The sequence below is a fragment of the Deltaproteobacteria bacterium genome (genome assembly GCA_003696105.1).
In the GTDB taxonomy this organism is placed as follows: domain Bacteria; phylum Myxococcota_A; class Polyangia; order Haliangiales; family J016; genus J016.
This window is the reverse complement of record RFGE01000164.1, coordinates 1-21,919: the sequence shown is the minus strand read 5'-3', so window position 1 is coordinate 21,919 and position 21,919 is coordinate 1. Positions and strand designations below refer to the sequence as shown.

22 protein-coding genes are annotated in these 21,919 nt (G+C 72.8%); 5 read left to right on the top strand and 17 right to left on the bottom strand.

Annotated features, from left to right (window positions below; genetic code table 11):
* Positions 1-27 precede the first annotated feature (27 nt).
* From D6689_11045 to D6689_11030, 4 genes are all read left to right on the top strand, one after another.
* Positions 28-1,251 (top strand): acyl-CoA dehydrogenase, encoded by a 1,224-nt coding sequence (locus tag D6689_11045; protein RMH41475.1) that lies wholly within the window; start codon positions 28-30, stop codon positions 1,249-1,251.
* A 129-nt stretch (positions 1,252-1,380) separates the two neighbouring features.
* Positions 1,381-2,223, top strand: coding sequence for a 3-alpha,7-alpha,12-alpha-trihydroxy-5-beta-cholest-24-enoyl-CoA hydratase (locus D6689_11040; GenBank protein ID RMH41474.1), 843 nt, complete (start codon positions 1,381-1,383; stop codon positions 2,221-2,223).
* A complete protein-coding gene (locus tag D6689_11035; protein RMH41473.1) occupies positions 2,130-2,969 on the top strand; it encodes a 3'(2'),5'-bisphosphate nucleotidase CysQ in 840 nt (279 codons plus the stop codon). The genes D6689_11040 and D6689_11035 overlap by 94 nt, the downstream gene beginning before the upstream one ends.
* Before the next feature lie 10 nt (positions 2,970-2,979).
* Entirely contained in the window at positions 2,980-3,510 is a 531-nt protein-coding gene (locus D6689_11030) for a hypothetical protein (protein RMH41472.1), read from the top strand.
* 14 nt (positions 3,511-3,524) lie between these two features.
* On the opposite strand, the gene D6689_11025 is transcribed toward D6689_11030, so the two are convergent.
* From D6689_11025 to D6689_10945, 17 genes are all read right to left on the bottom strand, one after another.
* Entirely contained in the window at positions 3,525-4,910 is a 1,386-nt protein-coding gene (locus D6689_11025; GenBank protein RMH41471.1) for a TldD/PmbA family protein, read from the bottom strand.
* Between the two features lie 18 nt (positions 4,911-4,928).
* Entirely contained in the window at positions 4,929-6,392 is a 1,464-nt protein-coding gene (tldD, locus tag D6689_11020) for a metalloprotease TldD (GenBank protein RMH41470.1), read from the bottom strand.
* Between the two features lie 139 nt (positions 6,393-6,531).
* Entirely contained in the window at positions 6,532-7,158 is a 627-nt protein-coding gene (locus D6689_11015; GenBank protein RMH41469.1) for a hypothetical protein, read from the bottom strand.
* Positions 7,159-7,327: 169 nt separating this feature from the next.
* Complete coding sequence (locus D6689_11010; GenBank protein RMH41483.1) at positions 7,328-8,197, bottom strand: rRNA pseudouridine synthase; 870 nt, start codon at positions 8,195-8,197, stop codon at positions 7,328-7,330.
* A gap of 8 nt (positions 8,198-8,205) precedes the next feature.
* Positions 8,206-9,438 carry an SMC-Scp complex subunit ScpB gene (gene scpB, locus D6689_11005; GenBank protein ID RMH41468.1) on the bottom strand — a complete coding sequence of 411 codons (1,233 nt, stop codon included), beginning with the start codon at positions 9,436-9,438 and terminating at the stop codon, positions 8,206-8,208.
* A 34-nt stretch (positions 9,439-9,472) separates the two neighbouring features.
* Positions 9,473-10,327 carry a segregation/condensation protein A gene (locus tag D6689_11000; protein RMH41467.1) on the bottom strand — a complete coding sequence of 285 codons (855 nt, stop codon included), beginning with the start codon at positions 10,325-10,327 and terminating at the stop codon, positions 9,473-9,475.
* 15 nt (positions 10,328-10,342) lie between these two features.
* Positions 10,343-11,047 carry a site-2 protease family protein gene (locus D6689_10995; protein RMH41466.1) on the bottom strand — a complete coding sequence of 235 codons (705 nt, stop codon included), beginning with the start codon at positions 11,045-11,047 and terminating at the stop codon, positions 10,343-10,345.
* Between the two features lie 74 nt (positions 11,048-11,121).
* On the bottom strand, positions 11,122-12,009 hold the full coding sequence (gene xerD / locus D6689_10990) for a site-specific tyrosine recombinase XerD (protein ID RMH41465.1): 888 nt from the start codon (positions 12,007-12,009) through the stop codon (positions 11,122-11,124).
* 18 nt (positions 12,010-12,027) lie between these two features.
* Positions 12,028-12,405, bottom strand: a complete 378-nt coding sequence (locus tag D6689_10985) for a response regulator (GenBank protein ID RMH41464.1) — start codon at positions 12,403-12,405, stop codon at positions 12,028-12,030.
* A 4-nt stretch (positions 12,406-12,409) separates the two neighbouring features.
* Positions 12,410-13,300, bottom strand: a complete 891-nt coding sequence (locus D6689_10980; protein RMH41463.1) for a GAF domain-containing protein — start codon at positions 13,298-13,300, stop codon at positions 12,410-12,412.
* The gene (gene cheB / locus D6689_10975) at positions 13,009-14,106 is read right to left on the bottom strand and encodes a chemotaxis-specific protein-glutamate methyltransferase CheB (GenBank protein ID RMH41462.1); all 1,098 of its coding nucleotides are present in this window, start codon (positions 14,104-14,106) and stop codon (positions 13,009-13,011) included. Before cheB ends, D6689_10980 begins: the two co-directional genes overlap by 292 nt.
* Positions 14,103-15,914, bottom strand: a complete 1,812-nt coding sequence (locus D6689_10970; GenBank protein RMH41461.1) for a hypothetical protein — start codon at positions 15,912-15,914, stop codon at positions 14,103-14,105. Before D6689_10970 ends, cheB begins: the two co-directional genes overlap by 4 nt.
* On the bottom strand, positions 15,907-16,743 hold the full coding sequence (locus D6689_10965; GenBank protein ID RMH41460.1) for a response regulator: 837 nt from the start codon (positions 16,741-16,743) through the stop codon (positions 15,907-15,909). Before D6689_10965 ends, D6689_10970 begins: the two co-directional genes overlap by 8 nt.
* Entirely contained in the window at positions 16,644-17,099 is a 456-nt protein-coding gene (locus D6689_10960) for a chemotaxis protein CheW (GenBank protein RMH41459.1), read from the bottom strand. The genes D6689_10965 and D6689_10960 overlap by 100 nt, the downstream gene beginning before the upstream one ends.
* On the bottom strand, positions 17,096-17,635 hold the full coding sequence (locus D6689_10955; GenBank protein RMH41458.1) for a purine-binding chemotaxis protein CheW: 540 nt from the start codon (positions 17,633-17,635) through the stop codon (positions 17,096-17,098). The genes D6689_10960 and D6689_10955 overlap by 4 nt, the downstream gene beginning before the upstream one ends.
* The gene (locus D6689_10950) at positions 17,632-19,785 is read right to left on the bottom strand and encodes a chemotaxis protein CheA (GenBank protein RMH41457.1); all 2,154 of its coding nucleotides are present in this window, start codon (positions 19,783-19,785) and stop codon (positions 17,632-17,634) included. Before D6689_10950 ends, D6689_10955 begins: the two co-directional genes overlap by 4 nt.
* Before the next feature lie 110 nt (positions 19,786-19,895).
* Positions 19,896-20,279, bottom strand: a complete 384-nt coding sequence (locus D6689_10945; protein ID RMH41456.1) for a response regulator — start codon at positions 20,277-20,279, stop codon at positions 19,896-19,898.
* Between the two features lie 31 nt (positions 20,280-20,310).
* Here D6689_10945 and D6689_10940 point away from each other — a divergent pair.
* Positions 20,311-21,919 (top strand): hypothetical protein (locus D6689_10940; GenBank protein RMH41455.1); only part of this gene is annotated, 1,609 nt, incomplete at its 3' end.

The window sequence follows — 21,919 nt, the reverse complement described above, 5'->3', positions numbered from 1 at the left end:
TCCAACGGCCGCAAGCGGAGGACACGCATGTTCGAGTTCACGGAAGAACACAAGATGATCCGCCAGATGGTGCGCCGGTGGTGCACCGACAAGCTGGAGCCAAAGGTCGATGCGCTCGAGGCCGGCGAGCCCCCCTACGAGCTGATGCGAGACTTCGTCCGCGCGTTCCGCATCGACGACATGGTGGACGCCGCGTTCGCCGAGGCGGAGCGCAAACGCGACGCGGGCGGCGACGGCGCGACGGGGCGCAGCGGCGGCGGCCTACTGGCCGGTACCGATCCGGCGATGAGCGCGCTGCTGAGCATCGAGCTGTCGCGCGTGTGCCCCGGGTTCATGCTGGCGTTCGGCGCATCAATGGGTCTGGCCGGGGGCGCGATCATGAACAAGGGGACCTGGGAACAAAAGCGCCGCTGGGGCCTGCCGATCCTCAAGTTCGACAAGATCGGCGCGTGGGGCATGACCGAGCCGGGCGCCGGCTCCGACGCGTTCGGGTCGATGCGTACGGTCGCGCGCCCGGTCGACGGCGGCTACGTGCTCAACGGACAAAAGACGTTCATCACGAACGCGCCGTACGCCGACGTGTTGGTCGTCTACGCCAAGATCGACCGCGGCGACGGCACGCCACTGCGCGACCGGCCGATCCAGGCGTTCATCGTCGAACGCGGCGCGCCGGGATGCACCACACCGCCGCCGATGGCCAAGATGGGCATGCACGCCTCGCCCACCGGCGAGATCTTTCTCGAGGACTGTTTCGTGCCGGCGGATCAGCTGCTCGGCGAAAAGGAACGCGAAATCGGCCGCGACAGCGGTAAGGACGTATTTCACAGCGAACGCACCGGCATGGCGCCGATGTGCTACGGCATCATCGAGCGCTGCCTCGAAGTGAGCGTCGAGTACGCGAAAGAACGCCGGACGTGGGGAAAGCCGATCGCCGAGTACCAGCTCATTCAGGAGAAGCTGGCGCGGATGTACATGCACCTCGAGAACGTCGGCAATCTGATGTTCAAGCAGCTGTGGATGGCCAAGCACGGCAAGCGGATGTCGGCGGGCGAAGCGTCCGCATGCAAGCTGTACTGTGCGCGGGCGGCGACCGAATGCGCGCTCGAGGCGATCCAGGTGCTCGGCGGCAACGGCTACATGCGGGAGTACCGCGTCGAAATGCTGATGCGCGACGCCAAGCTGCTGCAAATCGGCGGCGGCACCGACGAAATCCAGATCCTGCACATCGCGCGCCAACTGCTGTCCGCGTAGCCGGCGATCGCGCCCGAAGATCTCCGGTTCGGCTTGCACCGCCGACCGGGGCGGCGAACATTTGTGTCTCCGACCGCCGCGCGCCGCGCGCCGGTTGTGGTCAATAATGCGGCCTGCGAGGAGGACACGATGGCGATCAACCTGGACCTAGTCGGCGTGCAGTCCGACCCGATGACGTTCACGTACGGCTGGAAAGACACGATCTTGTACGCGCTCGGGGTCGGGGCGAAAGCCGCCGACGAACTCGACTTCTTGTTCGAAATGAACGGCCCGAAGGTGCTGCCGACCTTTGCGGTCGTGCCGTCGTTCACCGCGCTCGTGAGCGTGACCAGCAAGCTCGGCGCCAACCCGACGCAGGTCCTCCACGGCGAGCAGAAGGTCATCCTCCACCGCCCGATCCCTCCGGCGGGGGAAATGACGACCGTCGCGACCGTGACCGGCATCTACGACAAGGGCAAGGGGGCGCTGGCCGTGGTCGAAGCCAACACCAGCGATCGGGCCGGCGACCCGCTGTTCACGAACGTGTTTTCGATCTTCGTGCGCGGCGAAGGGGGCTTCGGCGGCGACCGCGGTCCGGAGGCGCTCAAGGCGGACCCGCCGGAGGGGGCGGAGCCCGACTTCGAGGTCACGGAGGTGACGAGCCCGGAGCAGGCGCTGCTGTACCGTCTGTCCGGCGACTACAATCCGCTGCACGCGTCGCCGCAGGTGGCGAAGATGGCGGGGTTCGATCGGCCGATCCTGCACGGCTTGTGCACCTACGGGTTCGCCGGCCGCGCGATCCTCAAGCGGGCGTGCGGCGGCGATCCCGCGCGATTCCGGTCGTTCGCCGCGCGGTTTTCCGGCGTCGTCATGCCCGGTGACACGCTCACCACCCGCGGTTGGCGCGTCGAGCCGGGCCGGTACGTCATCCAGACGACCACGCAGGACGGCCGTGTCGTGATCTCCAACAGCGTCGCGGAGGTGGCGCAATAACCGCCGAACTGGATGTCGCGCGCGCGATCGCGCGCGAGGCGGGCGCGCTGGCCGCCCGCATGCGCGCCGCAGGCGTGTCCGTCGATCGCAAACCGGACGGCGAACTGGTCACCGACGCCGACCTCGCCGTGTCGCGGCTGATCGTCGCACGACTGCGCGATGCGTTCCCGGACGACGGGATCGTGTCGGAGGAAGGCGCCGACGCCCCGGCGCGCGCGGACCACGAACGGATCTGGTTCGTCGACCCGATCGATGGCTCGAAAGCGTACGCGCAGGGCGACGCCGGGTATTCGGTGCTGATCGGACTGGCCGAACGCGGTCGCCCGGTGCTGGGTGTGGTGTACCAACCGGAGGGCGACCGCATGTACGCGGGCGCCGCCGGTGTCGGCGCCACCCTCACGGAACCCGGCCGTCCGCCGCGCCCTCTCGTCTGTTCGACGGTAGCCGACGTAGCGCAGGTGCGCACGACCGGCCCGCGGTTCGGCTCCCTCGCGCTCCGACTCGTCCAGATCGCCGCCGACCTGCGCGACGCATTCGTCTATCTCGCGCCGCGCGCCAAGACGTGGGACACGTGCGCCCCGGAAGCGATCGTCCGGCTCGCCGGCGGCCGGTTCAGCGACCCGCTCGGCCGGCCGCTGCGCTACAGCCCCGATCAGGATGCCCATGCGCTCGGGTTCATCGCGTCCAACGGCGTCGCTCACGACGCGCTGCTCGCCCGCCTGGCTCCGCTGTCGGGGTCGCGATAAGCTGGCGGCGATGAACCCTGCACGCCGCCGGGTCGCCGTCGCCATGGCCGCGGCGATCGCCGCGTGCGGCGACGGAACCGGACCCAGCGCGGACGCCGGTCCGGCGCGCGCCGATGCGCCCCCGCCGCCGCCGGACGCCGCGGCACCGCCCGACGCCCCCCCGCCTCCGCCGGACGCGCCGCCGCCCGACGCCTCGCCCGACGCCGCATGGCGCGACGGCGCCCCGCCCCTGCCCGACCTGATCGTCCGCGGCGTCACGCGCACGACGACGGCCTACCGCGTGGAGTTCTGCAACGACGGAGACGCCACCGCGCCCGGCCGATTTCGGGTCGAGCTGGCGGCGCCCGAGCAGGCCTACGCGACGCCCGCCGCGTTCGCCGTGCCGGGCCCCGGTGCGTGCGCCGTCACGGGCGACATCACATGCGGATTGCTCGGCGACCCCGGCTGCGACCGCAGCTTCGCCGTGACCGCCCGTGTCGACTCCGACGACGCGATCGCCGAAGCGGACGAGTCCAACAACGCCGTGGTGGTCACGTTCTGACCGCCGTCGGTCCGCTACTTGCCCGCTACCGTCATGTGCGACACGCGGAACGTCGGGACCTGCGTCGACGAGCGCGTGTCCACGTCCGCCCCCACTCGATCGATACGGCGCAGCAGGTCGTCGAAGTTGGCCGAAATCGTCACCTCGGCCACCGGGAACGCGATCTCCCCGCCTTCGATCCAGAATCCCGCGGCGCCGCGGGAGAAGTCGCCCGTGACCGGGTTGAACCCGAACCCCATCATCGACGTGACGTACAGACCGCGGTCCGTGGCGGCGACGATGGTGTCGCGGTCGCCCTCGCCGGCGCACAGAATCAGGTTGCTCGTGGTCGGAGCCGGATTGCCGCCGACGCCGCGCCCCGCCGAGCCGGTCGATGCTCGGCCGAGCTTTCGCGCGCTGTAGACGTCGCACAGCACCGTGTCGAGCACACCGTCGCGGACGATCGTGTTGCGGCGCGTCGGCAACCCGTCGCCGTCGAACGGTCGTGAGCCGGGTGCCCGCGGAATGAGCGGGTCGTCGACGATCGTGACCAGCGGCGACGCGACCGGCGTCCCTTCGCGGCCGATCAGGTAGCTCGCCTTGCGGTAGAACGCCGCGCCGTTGGCGACCGAGAACAACAACCCCGGGATCGCGCGTCCGGCCTCGGGTTCGAACACGACCGGCACCTCGCAGGTGTCCACCTTGCGCGCGCCGAGCTGGGCCACCGTGCGCTGCGCCGCCACGGTCCCGACATACTCCGGGTCGTCGAGTTGGGCGACGAACCGGCTCGCGGTCCACCAATACCCGTTGCGCTTCTTGCCGCCCTCGTCGTCGCACACGGGCTCGACGTACAGCGACGCGTAGCTGCCGCGGTACGCGCCGCAAAACCCGCCCGACGTCGCAAACGCCACGGCGCCGACGTTGCGCGACCAGGTGGCGCCGTCGCTGTTGGTCACCCGGCGGTCGTACGCGAACGCCGCCTTCTCCGCGGCCTTCGCGCGGCGCAGCGCTTCTGCGGCGTCGATCGCCGTGGCCGACGGGTCGAACAGCTCGAGGTCGGGCACGTCACGAGCCAGCTCGCCCGGGTCCGGCAGCCGGTTGAGGTCGTCCGGTTCCGACAGCTCGGCCAATGCGACCGTGTCCCGCGTGAATGCGGCGAGCGCGTCGGGGCGCAGATCGGACGTGTAGGTCGTGGCCGCGCGGCGGTCCTTGAAGACCCGCAGGCCGAGCGCGCGGCTGCCGGCCTGTTGCACCAGTTCCGGCTCGCCGAGCCGAACCTTGACGGTGAGTTCGGCGCCGTCGCGCACCAGCACCTCTGCGTCGTCCGCGCCAGCGCGCCGCGCCAGGTCGACCACGCGCTGCGCGATGTCCGAAAGTTCGGCGGTGAGGTCCCGCCGCGGCGTACGTCGTCGTGTCGTCATGAATGCTCCGCGTCGCGGTCAGCCGGTTTGCGTTCCGCCGACGGTGATCTTGCTGATCTTGACGGTCGGCGTACCGACGCCGACGGGGACCGACTGGCCGTCCTTGCCGCACGTCCACATGCCGTCCGACAGCTCGTAGTCGTTGCCGACCATCGTGACCTTGCGCAGAGCGTCGGGACCGTTGCCGATCAGGTTGACGCCCTTCAGCGGCGCGGTGAGTCGGCCGTCCTCGATCAAGTAGCCCTCGGTGAGCGAGAACACGAAGTCGCCGTTCGAGATGTTGACCTGCCCGCCGGAGAAGCGCTTGGCGTACACTCCGAACTTGACCGACCGCAGGATCTCCTCGGGCGAGTGTTCCCCCGGCAACAAGCTGGTGTTCGTCATCCGTGGCAGCGGCATGTGGCGAAACGACTGGCGGCGGCCGTTGCCGGTCGGGTCGACCCCGAAGTGCCGCGCCGAGATGCGGTCGTGCATGTACCCGACGAGCACGCCGTTTTCGATCAGCACGTTGGATCGGCTGGCGTTGCCCTCGTCGTCCACGTTGATCGAACCGCGCGCGTGGTCGATCGTGCCGTCGTCGACCACGGTGCACAGCGGCGACGCGACCTGCTGGCCGATGGCGTCAGAGTAGTTGGATGTCTTCTTCCGGTTGAAGTCGGCCTCGAGACCGTGGCCGACCGCCTCGTGCAACAGGATGCCCGAATCGGCCGGCCCGAGGACGACCTCGAACTCGCCCGCCGGCGCATCGCGCGCGTCGAGCATGGCGATCGCGATGCGGGCGGCTTCGCGGCCGTGCCATTCGGGAGTGTGGTTGGGCGCGTCGAAGTATTCGAGTCCGTACCGCCCGCCACCGCCCGACCGGCCCGACTGCCGCTTGCTCCCCTCCTCCGCAACCGTATGGACGCCGAAGCGAACCATCGGCAACACGTCGCGCGTCATTCGCCCGTCGGACGTGACGACGAGAATCTCCTTGAGCTGCTCGACGAACGACACATCGACCTTGACGATCCGCGGGTCGTAGGCGCGCGCCGCGCGGTCGGCCGCGCGCAACAGCGCCAGCTTGTCCGCGGGCGGCGCCTCGAGCGACAGGGATTGCACCGAGTAGCGGTTCGGCACCGCGAACGCCTCGATGCGGAAGGTGCGGTGCGAGCCGCCGCCCGCCGCGATCTGGCCGGCGGTCCGCGCCGCCTGCGCCATGCGGTCGAAGGACAGATCCTCGGTGTACGCATACCCCGTGGCGTCGCCCTTGACGACGCGAACACCGAGGCCGACCGATACGCCGCGCCCGACGGTCTTGATGCGTTCGTCCTCGAGCACGTAGTCGGCGCCGATTCGGTACTCGAAGTACAGGTCCGCGTAGTCGCCGCCGTCGCGCAGCGCGATCGCGAGCAACTTCTCCGCGATGCGTGCGTCGATCTCGTGGTCACCTCCCGGCGAAAACGGCGCGCGGGGGAGCGTCGTGCGCAGTGCAGGTTCGGTCATTTGGCTCCGTACGTCGTGGGTCGCTGCAGGACGCGGTCCCTGCCGGCCGGCGGCGCCGCCGGCCCAAGCCGCCGCACGACCGCGCGGGCGGCGTGTGACTCGCCACCGGCGAGCCCGCGCGTGCAGCGAACGGTCGATTTCATGTGGACTCAGTGTTGTCCCTGCCGGTCACATCCGCAAGGGCGCTCTCGGCGGCGCGCGCCGCCTCGGCGATCTCGGCCTCTCCGCCGCCCATCCACAGCCGCCCGAACGCGCCAAACGTGCGCACTTCGAGCAGCTGGACCGGAGATGCTTTTTCGGCCTCGTTGGCGGCCAGCGCCGCGTAGCCGGCCGGATGCACCTCGAGGATGTACAGCGCCTGGCCCGCGGCGATCATGTCGCCGTGGCGCATTCGATTGATGAGCTGCGCCTGGTGGCCGTCGAGCCCGGTGATGATCTGCGACGAGACGACGCGCGGCCGGAGGCGGTCCTGTTCGGACATCCCGGCGCTGTCGAGGATGGCGGCGGCCGCCGCGCGCACTTCGCCCTGGTCGGCGTCGTGCACCTCTAGCAACCCGTAGGCGCGCTCGACGATCTGCATGCCGGGCTGCACGCGGGTCGCCTTGAGCGCCACGTCGGTGAGCCGGTTGATCGCGATCCCGGGCGCAATCTCGAGGAACAGCGACGCCTGGTATTCGAGCGGCATGAACCCCTGCGACACCGTCTGCAAAAAGCCGGTGAGCTGGGGCTGGAGCGAGTCGAGGACGGTCAGCGTGCGAAGCTCCATCGGGCCGCCGACCGTACCACGGCGAGCCCCGCGCGGTCGCCCGCGCCGCCTCCCGTTCGCGTGCGCCGCCGGGCGAGCCGCGGACGGTGCGCGGCGCGCCCGGCAGCCGCCCACGCACGCGCGCGCGGGCGGCGTCCGCCGCCGCGCCGCCCGGCGCCGCGCCGACCGTCTATCGGCGACCGCGACCGCGACCGCCGTGCGCCGCGCGCCCTGCCGCCGCTCCCTCGCGCGTCGCGTCCGCCGCGCGCGCCCGCCGCGCGCGGCGCGCCCGGTCTGTCTCCTCGCGGCGCGCCGCCCAGACGCCGCGCGACACGGTGTTCGCGGGCAGCTTGACGAGCCGCCGGAGCGCGTCGACCTCGGCTTGCGACAGCTCGCGCGCGTCGCCGACGCGCAGGCCGTGGAACGTGATGCCGGCGAATGCGACCCGCTGCAGCTTCGTGACACCGTACCCGAGCGCCTCGAACATGCGGCGTACCTGGCGGTTCTTGCCCTCGGTGAGCGTGACCACGAACCAGTCGTGTTTGCTCGCGGCCGGCAACCGGTCGACCTTGGCCGGCTTGGTGATGGAGCCGTCGTCGAGGCGAACTCCTTGGCGCAAAGCGCGCAGGTGGGCCGGCTTGACGTGACCGCGCACCTTGACGTGATAGGTCTTCTCTACTTCGTAGCGCGACGACAGGAGCCGCGCCGCCAACTCGCCGTCGTTGGTGAGAAGCAGCACGCCCTCGCTATAGAAATCGAGCCGGCCGACCGGCACCACTCGTACCGGCAACCGCGGCAGCAGTTCCATCACCGTCGGACGGCCCTCAGGGTCCTCGACCGTCGTCACGAAGCCCTTGGGCTTGTTGAGCACGACGTACATGGTGTCCTGCGGCGTGACCGCCTTGCCGTCCACCGATACCCGGTCGCGCTCCGGGTCGACGCGCGCGCCCAGCTCGTCGACGACGGCACCGTTGACGCGCACGCGCCCCTCGACGATCAGCTGCTCGGCCTTCCGCCGGGCCGCGACCCCGCACTGGGCGAGGTAGCGCTGCAATCGAATCGGGCGGCTCACGCGGTCTCGCGATCGGCCGGCGGCGCGCCGGCGACTCGGTCCACGCCGATCGGCCGCGCCGCGACCTCGCCGGCGGACGGCCGGTCGCCCGCGGCCGCCGCCGCCGCCTCCACGGCCTCGCCCGCGGCCGGCGCGTCATCCGCCGCCGCCTCCACGGCCTCGCCCGCCGCCTCGCCATCCGCCGCCGCCGCCGCCTCGCCCGCGGCCGCCTCGCCATCCGCCGCCGCCGCCTCCACGGCCTCGCCCGCCGGCTCGCCATCCGCCGCCGCCGCGGCCGCCTCGCCCGCGGCCGGCTCGCCATCCGCCGCCGCCGGCTCGCCCGCGGCCGGCGCCTCCTCGCCGCCGGCGCCTGCATCGTCGCCATCGGCGTCGATCCCGAGCTTCTCCAGTTCGCGCTTGCTGTCTTCGGTGAGTTCGTGGAACTCGCGCAGCGTCGGCAGGTCGCGCAGGTCGTTGAGCTGGAAGAACTCGAGGAACTCGCGGGTGGTCCCGTACAGCAGGGGCCGGCCCGGCTCCTCCTTCTTGCCCAGCACGCGGATGAGCTGGCGTTCCATCAGGACGTGCAGGGGGCTGCCGCAGTCCACGCCGCGGATCTCCTCGATCTCGGGCTTCGTGATCGGTTGCCGGTACGCGACGATGGCCAGCGTCTCGAGCTGCGCCCGCGTGAGCCGCACCGGCTTGCCGGCGACGAGTTGCGTCACCCACGCCGAGTTCGCCGGGCTGGTGCGGAACTGCCAGCCGCCGGCCACGCGGTGCAGGACGACTCCCCGGCCGGCGTAGCCTTCCTCGAGCTGCGCGAGCGCGGCCTCGACCGCGGCCTCGTCGCGCTCCTTGCACAGCCGCATCAGCTCCTTGACCGAGATCGGCTTGTCGGCCGCAAACACGAGGCTCTCCACGATGCTCTTGAGCCGCGCGGGGTCGCGTCCCGAGCCGGCGGCATTGCCGTCCGGCTCGGCGGACGCCTCCGCGGCATCGCCGTCCGGCTCGGCCGCGGCCTCCGCGGCCGCGCCGTCCGGCTCGGCCGCGGCCTCGGCAGCCGGCGCGGCCTCGGCGGCGGCCTCCGCGGCATCGCCGTCCGGCTCGGCGGACGCCTCCGCGGCATCACCGCCCGGCTCGGCGGCGGCCTCCGCGGCCGCGCCGTCCGGCTCCGCGGCCCGCTCGGCGGCGGCCGCCTCCGCAACGCCATCGTCGGCGACGCGATCGCCCGCCTCGGCCGCGCCGGCCTCCACCGCGCACGCGGCGCCCGCGGCCGCCCGAGCGGCCTTAGCCCTCGCCTTGCGCTTCTGTCGCATTCGACTCATGTCGCTCCTCTTCGATGTGAACGCGTTCCGCGCGCGCGCGGAGGTCATCGGCCGCGCGGCGCAGCACGATGTCCTCTTCGCCGGTCGGCTGCGAGATCGCGACCATGCCGAGCCGCGCCATCTCGAGTATCGCCAGGAACGTGACGACGACTTCGTGCTTGAGCTGCGCCGGACTGTGCGTGCCGGCTTCGACGAACGCAAAACAGCTCTGGAACGAAAACTCGGCCTCGCGCTCGAACCGGTCGACGAGCTGGTTGATGCGGTCGGACACCGACAGCCGGTCGACGCTCACCGTGTGCGCGAGGTTGACCTTCGCGCGGCGCAGCACCTTGTCGAGCGCCGCCAGCAGCCGCGTGACCGGAATCGGCATCAGCGGCGCGACCGCATGCGGGTCCACGTCCTCGGCCACCGCCGTCTTGCGGTCGGTGCCGCGCGGCCACACGTTGCGACCGACCACGGGCCGACCGCCGAGGTGCTCGGCCGCCTCCTTATATTTTTGGTACTCGAGCAGCCGCCGGATCAGCTCCTGCCGCGGATCCTCGCCCTCCTCCTCGCCGTCCTCGGCGTCGGCGGAGTCGTCGCGCGGCAGCAGCTCGCGCGACTTGATGTGCGCCAGCGTCGCGGCCATCAGCAGATACTCGCCGGCGACGTCGAGGTTGAGCTGCTCCATGCGCTCGAGGTACTCGAGGTACTTCTCGGTGATGAACGCGATCGGGATGTCGAGGATGTCCAGCTCGTGCTTGCGCACCAGGTGCAGCAGCAGGTCGAGGGGCCCCTCGAACACCTCGAGCTCGACGGAGTAGCCGGCGTCGGTCACTGCGCGTCGCCTCGTTCAGCCGAACAGGGGCCGCAGCCCCCACAACTCCAGGTAGGACGCGTAGCACCAGTGCGCGGGTGCCACGAACAGCCGCTGCAGCGGCCCGATGAACAGAAACGCCATCAAGATGAAGGGGCCATAGACCTTGATCTGCTCCCAGGTGTCAAGCGCCCGCCGCGGCAGAAAGCCCTCGAGGACGGCGCCGCCGTCGAGCGGATAGGCCGGGATCAGGTTGAAGAACGCGAGAATGAAGTTGAGGAACACCGCGTACTGGATGGCGACGTTCAACTCGCTGGTCGCGGACAGCACGCCGGTCTTGACCAGCACCGCGTAGCCGGCGCCCACCGCGAGCCCGAGCGCGATGTTCATCGCCGGACCTGCCGCGGCGACCAACATGTGGCCGGTGCGCATGGTGAACCGCCGCGTGAACGCCACCGGGTTGACCTGGACCGGCCTTCCCCAGCCGAAGCCGAGCCCGTGGCCGCCGGAAAACACGAATCCGAGCACGGGAAACAGCAGCGTCCCGATCGGATCGGCGTGCGCGACCGGGTTGAGGGTGACGCGCCCCTGGCTGCGCGGCAGCCGGTCGCCGAGCCGGTCCGCGACGAACGCGTGGCCAAACTCGTGCACGGCGATGGACAGGATCAGGACGATCATGACCTGGACGAGCCACTTGATCTCGTCCGGACCGATGTTTCCGATGAAGCCCCCGCTGCTCACGGCGCCCCGACTATGGACGCCGGGTGCGACAGTCGCAACCCGCGACGCGCGAAACCGCCATCAACCCGCTGTAATTACTTTGCTCTTGGGTGATGGCGGCGCACCACGTCGACGAGGTGGCCGCGGCTGACGTGGGTGTAGATCTGCGTGGTTCCGATGTCGGCGTGGCCGAGCATGGCCTGGACGGCGCGCAGGTCGGCTCCCCGCTCGATCAAGTGGGTCGCGAACGAATGCCGCAGCTTGTGCGGCGAGATCGGCCGCCGGATGCCGGCCGCCGCCGCGTAGCCGCGCAGCAACTTCCAAAACCCCTGGCGCGTCATCGGCCGGCCGCGCGACGTGAGAAACAGCGCCGGCTCGTCCGGCCGCTTGACGAACGTCGCCCGGTGTCCCGTGAGATACGCGCGCACCCGGTCGATCGCCACCTGGCCGAGCGGCACCAGCCGCTGCTTGCGCCCCTTGCCGAACGCGCGGACGTAACCGCGGTCGAGGTGTACGTCGTCGACCGCGAGGCGCACGAGTTCGGACACGCGCAGCCCGGTCGCGTACAGCACCTCCAACATCGCCGCGTCGCGCGCCCCGCGCGGCGTGTCGGCCGGCGGCGCGGCCAACAGCCGGTCGACCTCGTCCGGCGACAGCACGTCCGGCAGGCGGCGCCCGATCTTCGGGCCTTCGAGCGTCTCGGTCGGGTCGGCGTCGATCGCGCGCTCCGCGACGAGGAAGCGAAACAGCCCGCGCACCGCCACCAGCGCGCGCGCGCGGCTGCGCGCGGCCAGTCCCGCGTCCGCCAGGCGCACGAGATGATCCACGATGTCGACCGGCCGCACGTCCCCGGCCGACCTGCGCCCACACTCGTCGACGAACCGGCGCAGATCGCGCGCGTAGCCGTCGAGCGTGTTCGGCGACAAGTTCCGCTCGACCTTCAGGTGGTCGAGGAACAGATCGCACGCGCGGTCGAGGTCCACCCCCTCGACTGTCGGCGATCAGGCCAGTTTCAGCAACTCTTTGACCTGGCGCAGCACCTGCGGCGCCTGGATCGGCTTGGCGATGTACGCGTTGGCGCCGAGCGCGAGCGCGCGCGCGCGGTCCTCGGCGCCGCCCTCGGTCGTGATGACGACGATCGGCACGTCGCGCAGGCGGTCGTCGGCCCGCACGCGTTGGACCAACTTGAGCCCGTCCATGATCGGCATGTTGATGTCGGTGAGGATGATGTCGGGCCGCTCGCCGGTCGCCAGCTTCTTGAGTGCATCGACGCCATCGCTGGCCTCAATCGTGCGCATACCGCGAATGCGCTTGAGCGCGAACACGAGCAGCTGGCGCATCGTGGGGCTGTCTTCGACGACGAGGGCGACAAGCGACATGTCGTTAACCGATCAGCGCGGCGAGCGCCTCGTAGTAGCCCTTCGTGCCGGGATTCGGCGGGGCGGTCATGGCCAGCCGGGCCGCCTCGAGGGCGGTGCCCGCGCTCTTGGCCAAAAGGTGCGCAATCTCGCGGTCGATGTCGCGCAACGCATCCTTTTGCGGCAAGAAGGTCCACACCGCGATCGCGCCGAACGGCTCGCCCGCCGCGCGCAACGGGATGCACGCCAGCGGCGCGACGTCGGGCGCGCCCGCGCGCGGGCCGGCGACGAAGTCGTCGATCTGCGGTTCGCCGGTCGCGAGCGCGCGGCCGCACACGCCCTCGGGGGCCAGCGCCGGCACGCGCTCGCGCGCCACGCCGTGGGCGGCGATCGGCCGCAACACGCCGGTCTCGTCGGCGACGAGCACGGCAAACAGGTCGGCGCCGACGAAGTTCAGCAGGATTTCCACGATCACGCCGAGCACTTCGTTGACGTCGAGGCTCGAATGCAACTGGCTGAGCGCGACGTACAGGCTCGCCAGGTTGGCGTTTTCGAGTTCGACTTCCTCGATGTGCTGTTCCAGGTTGGCGCGCGACACGCGGCCTCCATCATACCATCGGCCGGTCAGCGGCGCGCGCGCGCGTGGCGCACGATCCGATCGGCGATGCGCGACAGCGGCAGCACCTCGTCGACCGCACCGGTGCGGATCGCCTCCTCCGGCATGCCGAAGATGACCGCGGTCTCTTGCGCCTCGGCGACGGTCGCGCCGCCCGCGCGCCGGATCGCGCGCACGCCGTCGGCGCCGTCGTCGCCCATCCCGGTGAGCACGATGCCGAGCACATCGCCGCCGACGACCGCCGCAGCCGTCTGCATCATCCGATCGATGGACGGCAGGTAGCGCGGCGCGCGGCCCCACGCGCGCTCGGTGTCGTCGACCGCCTCGACGCGAACGCGCACGCCGCCGTCGGGGTTTCGCTCGACCGCGAGCGACGCGCCGCCCGGCGCGACGAGCACGCGGCCGGCGCGCACGCGGTCGCCGCTGCGCGCCTCGCGCACGTCGAGCGCGCAGGCCGCGTCGAGCCGCTCGGCGAACGCGGCGGTGAACCCCGCCGGCATGTGCTGCGATACGAGCACCGCGATCGGCAGCCCGGCCGGCAGCGCGCCGAGCACCTGCTTGAGCGCCGGCGGGCCGCCGGTCGACGCGCCGATGCACGCGACGCGCAGCGGCGCGTCGGGCTCGGCGGCGGCCGGCGCGGCGCGGTCTGCCGCCGGCTCGGCCGGTTCGGGCGGGCGCACGCGCTCGGTCAGGGACACGCGCTGCAACCGGCCGATGCGGAGCACCTTGTCGACGAGTTCGGCTTCGATCGCGCGCAGCTCGGGCGACAGCGTCACGGTCGGCTTGGCGATGAAGTCGAGCGCGCCGAGCTCGAGCGCCTTGAATACGTTCTCCTGGCGAGCGTGCGAGCTGATCACGATCACCGGCGTCGGCCGCCGCCGCATCAGGATGCGCAGGAACGTGAAGCCGTCCATGCGCGGCATCTCGAGGTCGAGCGTGATCACGTCCGGCTCGCGCTCGAGCGCCAGGCGCAGGCCCTCGTTGCCGTCGCCCGCGCGACCGACGACCGCGACGCCGCCGACGCCCGACAGCATCGACGTAATCGTCTGCCGGTTGAACGCCGAGTCGTCGACGACGACAACGCGAATGTCGCGGTCGCGGGTCATCCGACCTTGCGGTAGACGGTGTCGTTGCGGAGGGTTTCGATCTCGAACGCGGTCGTGACGTTGACGAGCGACTCGGAGTGGCCGAGCAGCAAGTAGCCGCCGGCGGTGAGCCGATCGTAAAACGACGCCACGACCCGCGCGCGCGACGCGCGATCCAGATAGATGAGCACGTTTCGACAGAATACGACGTCGCAGTCGGGCATGCGAAGCACCGCCCGCGTATCCACCAAGTTCAGTCGATGGAACACCACCAGGTCGCGGATCGCCTCGCGGACCTCCCAGGTGCCGTCGTCGGTGCGGCGCAAAAACCGGCGCAACTCGGGCAGATCCGACGACCGCAGCGAGTTGGCCGTGTAGCGGCCGGCGCGCGCGACGTCGAGCACGCGCGACGAGATGTCCGTGCCGATGACGCGCACGTCCCAGTCGTCGAAGCCGCCGGCGTCGACGATGAGCATCGCGATCGTGTAGGCCTCTTCGCCGGTCGAGCAGCCGGCGCTCCACACGGTGAGCCGGTCGCCGCGCGGACGCAGCGCCCGCAGCGTCGGCAAGATCTCGTCGCGGAACGCGCGCAGTTGGTACGCTTCGCGGAAAAAGTAGGTCTCGTTGGTGGTGACCGCATCGATCACGGCATCCAGTTCTCGCTCGCGGTCCGGTCCGTGCTGCAGCAGGCGGACGTAGTCGCGGAAGCTCGCCGCGCCGACGGCCGCCAGCCGCGGCGCGAGGCGCCGGCGCAGCAGGTAGGCGGCGTCCCGCTCGAACTGCAGGCCGCACCGCGCGCGCAATAGCTCCGCGAGCGCGGCGAAGTCGGCGTCCGACAGGTCGCCCGCCGGGTCCGGCGCAGTCGCTGCCGCCCTGTGGCCGGCCGGGCCCATCGCGTCGATCGCGCGCGCGGCCGCCGCGCCGGCGTCGGGATCGCCGAGCAGCTCGGCGAGGCGGGCGACCGCGGCCCGGTGCTGGCCGACGCCGAGCAAGAGCGCCGCGGCGCGCCGCACTTCGGGCTGCCGCGCCGCCAGCGCTTCGATCAGGTGGTCGACCGCCGGACGCCCGAGCGCGCGCAGTTCGCGCGCGACGAGCGCCCGCTGCGCGTCGGTCGCGCCGTCGTCGACATAGCGAGCGAGCGCCTCGATGGCCGCCTCTCGCGCGCGGCGCGTCCGGTCTCCGAGCGCCGCGACCAGCGTGGGCAGCGCGGCCGGGTCGCGCGCGTTGCCGAGCAGCCGCAGAGCGCTCACGCGCACCACCGGCACGTCCGCCCAGCGCAACGCGCGCGTCGCCGGCACCACCGCGCCCGCCTGGGCCAGCGCGTCGAGCGCGGTGAGTTGCACCATGCCGCCGGACCGGTCCGCGCAGGCCAACAGCGCCGCCTCCGCCGCCGGCCCGCCGATCCGACCGAGCGCTTCCGCCGCCGCGACCTGGACGTTCGGGTCGGGGTCGTCCAGTCCGCGCGCGAGCGCCGGCACCGCGCGCGGATCGGCGAACCCGCCGAGCGCGTCGAGCAGGAACTTGCGGTGCGGCTGGTCCACCTCGAGCGCCGCCACGAGCGCATCGACCGCGGGCGCGCCGAGCCGCTCGAGCGCCTCGAGCGCGGCGTTGCGGGCGCCGACGTCGTCGGTCGCCGCCAGGACGTCGACGAGCGCGCGCGCCATCTCGCCGGCGTCGTGCCAGCGCACAGCGCGGTCGACCGCCGCCTTGCGCACGCGCCAGCTGTCGTCCGCCAGCGCCGCGATCACCTCACCGGCGTCCCACGTCGCCGCGACCGCGCGGCGCCGAGCGTCGACATCCCCGGCTGCTGTGTGCCGCCGCTCAGCCACGGGAGCGCAGAAACTCCATCAGGGCTTCGAGTACGTAGTCGCGACTGCCGGCGACATCGCGCGGCACCGCGAGCGCAAACAGCCGGCGCGCCTCGTCGAGATCGCGCAACAGCCGGTCCGGCAGCGGCCGATCGCGCCCGCCACGCGCTGCGCGCCACGCGCCGACGTCGCGGCCGCTGTAGAGCACGAGGTCGGCGACGATCACGCGCGCGAGCGCGCGAGCGCGCTCCTGCGCGTCGCGTCCGGCGTCGTCCGCGCGCAGTCGCTCGTCGGCGCGCTCCCGCAAGCGCTCGGCCGCCCGGCGTTCGGCCGGCGACAGCGCAGCCGGATCGTGCGGCCGCGGCGGCGGCACCAGGCGCGGCGGCGGCACCAGGCGCGCGAGCTTCGCCGCGAGCAGGTCGGGGATGTGGTGCTGCTCGACGTAGTCGTCGGCGCCGTACAGGTCGGCCGGCTTGCGCTTGTAGGCCGTTTTCGAGTAGACGGACGCGACGAGTACCACGCGGGTGGGCAATCCGCGGGCGGCGATCTCGTCGCACAGCTCGTAGCCCGCGCGGCCGCGCAACGCGACGTCGACGACGAGCGCCGCCGGCGGCGGCTGCGAGTCGAGCAGAGCGACCACGGCATCCCCGTGGTCGACCGCGATCGCGTCGTAGCCGGCCGAGCGCACGGCAGCCACCGCCGCGTCGCGAACCGCGGGCTCGTCGCACGCGACCACCACGCACGGCGCGGTCACGCGGTCTCCCCCATCCGCACGAGGTCGGACCGCTCCGCCTCCGACAGCACCTGGTCGATGTCGATCACGAAGATCATCCGGTCGCCTCGCCGGCACACGGCGGTCACGAAGCGAGCCCCCTCGCCAACCGCCAACTCCGGCGGCGCGAGCAGATCGGCCTCGTCGAGAGTCAGCACCTCGCCGACCCGGTCCACGATCAGGCCGACGACGTGGCGAGCGACGGTCGCGAGCACATACTTGGTGGACCGCGCCGGCGGCCCGGCGTCGGTCCCGAAGCGCTTGCGCAGATCGATCACCGGCAACACCGCCCCGCGCAGCTCGATGATGCCCTCGATGAACGCCGGCGCGCGCGGTACGCGCGTGATCGGCAGCGGCACGATGATCTCCTTGATGCGCAGGATGTCGAGCGCATACTCCTGAGCGCCGACGAAGAAGGTGGCGACCTGCATCATCGCGCCTCCCGCGACGAAAAGGTGACGACCGCGCGCGCGTCCAGCAGGATGATCAGCCGGGCGCCCGCCCGGCCGATCCCGGCGACGAACTCGGCCGCGGCGCCGCCGCCGAGCTGGGGGGACCGCTCGATTTGCCCCTCCTGCAGCCGCTCGACCGCCGACACCGCGTCGACCAGCAGCCCGTAGCGCTCGCCGTCGACCTCGCACACGAGCACGCGGCTCGACCGACCGATCGGCGCCGGAGGAAACCCGAGCCGCCGGCGCATGCACAGGATCGGGACGACCATGCCTCGCACCGGCGCAACCCCGAGGACGAACCGCGGCACGCGCGGCACCTCCGTAATCGGCGGCACCTTGAGAATCTCGCGCAGGTCGCCGATCGGCAATGCGTAGGTCTCGCCGGCGACGCAAAACCCGATCCACTCGCTGCCGGTGGCCGATCGGGCGCGTCGCCGCGCGTACGCATTGAGGAACGTGTCCTCGGTCGCCAGTTGCGACAGCTTCGCGCGCAGATCGTCGGACGGCGGAGACATCACGCGGCCTCCGACGCGCCCGCGCCGGCGAGCGCCTCCTCGACCAGCCCCGGCACGTCGAGCACGAGTACGGTCTGCTGGTGGCTGAGTTCCGTGGCCCCCGCGATGCCCGGCACGTCGGCCAGCGCCGCGCCCAGCGACTTGATCACGATGTCGCGCTCGCCGACGAGTTCGTCGACGACGAGCCCGATGCGATGTTGCGCGAGGCCGAGCACGACGACGTACTGGTCGTCCGGTCGCGTCGTGCCGGCGGGACGGTCGAGCCCGAACACGTCCTCGAGCCGGCACAGAAGCAGCGTCTGCTGGCGCAGGCTGCACACCTGGCGCCCCTCGACGGTCTGCACGTCGCCGCGCGCCAGCGCGAAGCTCTCGACGATGCTGTTGAGCGGGATCGCGTAGGTGCGCCCCGCCACCGCGACGACCAGTGCTTGAATGATCGCCAGCGTGATCGGCAGCGTGATGGCAAACTCGGTTCCCTCGCCGACGCGCGACGTCACGTCGATCAAGCCGGACAGGCGCGCGATGTTGGTCTTGACCACGTCGAGCCCGACGCCACGTCCCGACAGCTCGGTGGCGCGCTCGCGCGTCGACATCCCCGGCAGAAACAGCAAGTTGAACGCGTCGCGATCCGCCATGTCGCGCGCGGCGTCGGGATCGATCAGTCCGCGGGCGACGGCGGCCTCGACCACGCGCGCCGGGTCGATGCCCGCGCCGTCGTCGGCCACCGTGACGACCACGCGGCTGCCCTGAGGCCGCGCGCCGACGCGAATCGTGCCGACGGGCGGCTTACCGGCCGCCTCGCGCACCGACGGCATCTCGATGCCGTGGTCGATCGCGTTGCGGATGATGTGCATCAGCGGGTCGGACAGGTCCTCGACGATGAGCTTGTCGAGCTCCGTGTCGGCGCCGAAGATGTCCAGGCGGATCTCCTTGCCCGACTCGCGGGAGATCCGGCGCACGACCCGAGTGAGCTTGTCGAATACCTGGCGCATCGGCACCATGCGCACTTCGAGGATGCCGGTCTGCAGTTCGGCGAGGCGGCGCTCGAGCGCGCGCACTTCGCGGGTGAGCGCCCGCGCCTCGTCGGCGAGATCGAGCCGCGACGCGATGCGGTCGAGCACGCCCTGCAGGCCCGAGTGGACGATCGTCAGCTCCGACACGGCATTCATCAAGGCGTCCAGCTTGCGGATGTCGACGCGCACCGTCTGGGTGACGGACCGCAGCGTGCCGAGGTCGTCGGCGGCGACAGCCGGCGGCGCGGGCGGCGCGGCCGCGCGCGACCGCGCCGCAGAGGCCGGCTCCGGCGCCCCGGCCGCCCGCGGCGGCTCCGGCGCCCCGGCCGCGCCGGCATCGCTCCGCGAGGCGTCCGGCGGCGGCTCCGCGCGCGCGCGCCGGTCCCCCTTGCGGCGCACCTCGGTCACCTCGACGGCCGGGTCGTCGACCGCCGCGCGCACCTCGGCCGCCGTCGCGGCCGCCCCGACCAGCACGTCGAGTTGGATCGCCGTGTCGTCGATCGAGTCGGCGCTCGGCAGGTAGGAGATCACCTCGCCGATCGGCTTGATGCGCGCTTTGACGCGCTCGAGCCCCTTGTCGATGTCCATCAAATCGAACGCGGCGGACAACAGGTAGATCCGGCGGCCGCGCTTGATGTTCTCGGCGAGGCGATGCTCCTCGTACTCGGTGAGCACCGACAAGATCGCGTCCGGCAGGTCGAAATCGCCGAGGCCGCCGGCATCGCCGGCGTCGGACACCGCCGCGGCCGCGTCGAGCCGGGCCAGGTAGGCCGCCACGCGATCGGCGTCGACCTCGCCGCCCTCGGCGACCGCGCCGATGATCCGACCGAACAGCTCGACCGCCTCGAACAGCAGGTCGATCACGTCCGCCGACGCGGCCATGCGGCCGAGCCGCATGTGGTCGAGCACCGTCTCGAGCCGGTGCGCCGCGTCCGCGAGCGGCGCGACCCCGAACATGCCCGCGAGCCCCTTGAGCGAATGCACCCCGCGAAAACACTCGTTGAGCAGCTCCGGGTCCGGCTCGGCGTCGCCGCGGGGATCCCGCTGCTCGTCGAGCCGCAGCAGATGGTTCGACAGCGCGTCGACGATCTCCTGCGCCTCGGCCAAAAACTCGCTCAGCGCCTTGTCCGACACCGCCATCGCTCAGACCTCCGCACGCGCGGTCGCGCCGCCGGCCGCGCCCCGATCGCCCGCGCGGCGCGCCGCCCGTTCTGGTCCGTGTTCCCGTCGCACGTCCACCGGCGGCTCGCTCACTCGCCCGTGCGGTCGCCGAGCAGCGCGCGCACCGCGGCCACGAGCTGCTCGGGGGAAAACGGCTTCGCGAGGTAATCCGTCGCTCCGAGCGCCATCGCCCGGTCGACGTCGCGGTCGCGGCCCTCGGTCGAGATCACGAGCACCGGCAGCGCGGCGTGCCGCTCGTGGCCGCGGACGAACCGGATGAGTTCGAGGCCGTTGATGTCCGGCATGTTCACGTCGGTGACGACGACGTCGAACGCGCCGCGCTGGAGCAGCGCCAGCGCCTCGGCGCCGCCCCCGGCGACCTCCACCTCCCACCCGCCGACCTCCTCGAGCGCGGCCGCGGCGAACGCGCGCGTGGCGGCCGAGTCGTCGACGAGGAGTACGCGGTGGGCCATCAATCCTCCCAGCTCGCGCTATCCTAACAAAATGTCGCCGCCGACCGGCCCCGCGTGGCGCGCCGCCTGCGCGCTCGCCGCGCTCGCGGGCTGCGCGAGCCCGCCGCGCGCGCCGCGGTTTCCGCCGCCGCCGCGCGAGTTGCTCGCGCGGCCGCGGGTCGTGGACGTCGCGCCGCTGGCGGTGCCGGAGGTGCGCGGCGGCCTCGTGCTCGCGACCACGCCCGGCCGCGGCGCGGTCGTGGCGTTCGCGCCGCTCGGCGGCGCCGCGCGCGTATCGGACGGCCGCGCGCCGCTCCGCGTGCGCGCCCGACCGGTGCGCCGCGCGCCGCACCGAAGCCCGGACGGGACGGCGCCCGCAGCGACCGCCGCCACGGCGCTCGCGCGCCTGGCCGCGGCCGACGCGGTGGGCGCGCCGGCCGACCGGTTGTGGATCGAGGTGGACCCGCCCGGCGCCGCCGACGCGGCCGCATCCGGCGCGGTCGCCGTCGCGGCGCTCGCGGCGGTCACCGGCGCCGCGCCGCGTCCCGGCGCCGCCGTCGCCGGAGCGGTCGCCCCCGACGGCACCCTCGTGCCGGCGGTGCCCGGTCCCGCGACGCCGGCGGCGACCGCGCCGCCCGGGGACCTGCGCGCGGCCTTTCACGCGGTCACCGGCCGCGCCCTGCCCGCGCCGCGCCCGGTCCCGCCCGCCGCGATGGCGCTGTCGGCCGCCGAGCGCGCGCGTGTGCGGGCTCGCGCCGGCGCCCTGCGACTGCAGCTCGCGCTGTACTGGGACGCGCTGCTGTCGGCCAAACACCGCCCGAGACTGCCCGCGGCCGTCGCGGCGTGGGTCGACGGCGCGCTCGCCGCCGGCGCCGACGGCGAGCGGCTGGCGCGCGCCGGCCGCGACGCCGCCAGCTATGCGCGGCTCGCCGACGCGCTCGCGCTCGCGGCGGCCGCCGACCTCGTGCTGCGTTCGATCGACGCGGTCGCGCGCGGCGACCTCGACGGCGCCGCGATCGCCATCGAGGCCGCCACGGCGCGCCCCGGCGGCGCGGACGACGCACGCACTCGCGCCGCGACCGCCGCGGTCGACACGGTGGACCGCGCCCTCGCGGCCGCCGACGCCTTCGCCGCGGCGTCCGCCGCCGCCGCGATGGAAGTCTGGGCCGAGGCGCGCGGCCGCGACGCGCGCGCCGCCCTCGCCGCCCTGCGCGACGCACCGCCTGACCCGAGCGACCCGATCGCGCTCGCCGACCGGGTGGCGGCCGTCGTCGCGCCGGTCGCGCTCGCGCGCGGCCGCGCCGACGCATGGGCGCGAGCGGCGGCCGACGTGCTCGACATCGAAGCCGACGGCAGCGGCCTACCGCTCGCGATCGACGGCGCCGCGGTCGCGCGCACCGGCGCCGCCCGCCGTGCCGCCGCCGCCGCGGCACTGGCCTGGCTCGAGGCCAGCGCGGTGGACGCGCTCGCCGCCCGGACGGCGCGGCCGCGCGCCGACGCCGAGACGGCGTTCGCGTCCGCCGCCCCCGGCTGGATCGCCGCGCGGGCGCTGGCGACCGCGGGGGGCGTCACCGGCGGTCCGCCGGCGCGCGCCGCAGCCGCGCGACCGCCCGGTGCCGGCGAGGCGGGCGCGCGCCCGTCGCCGCCGGCCGCGACGCGGG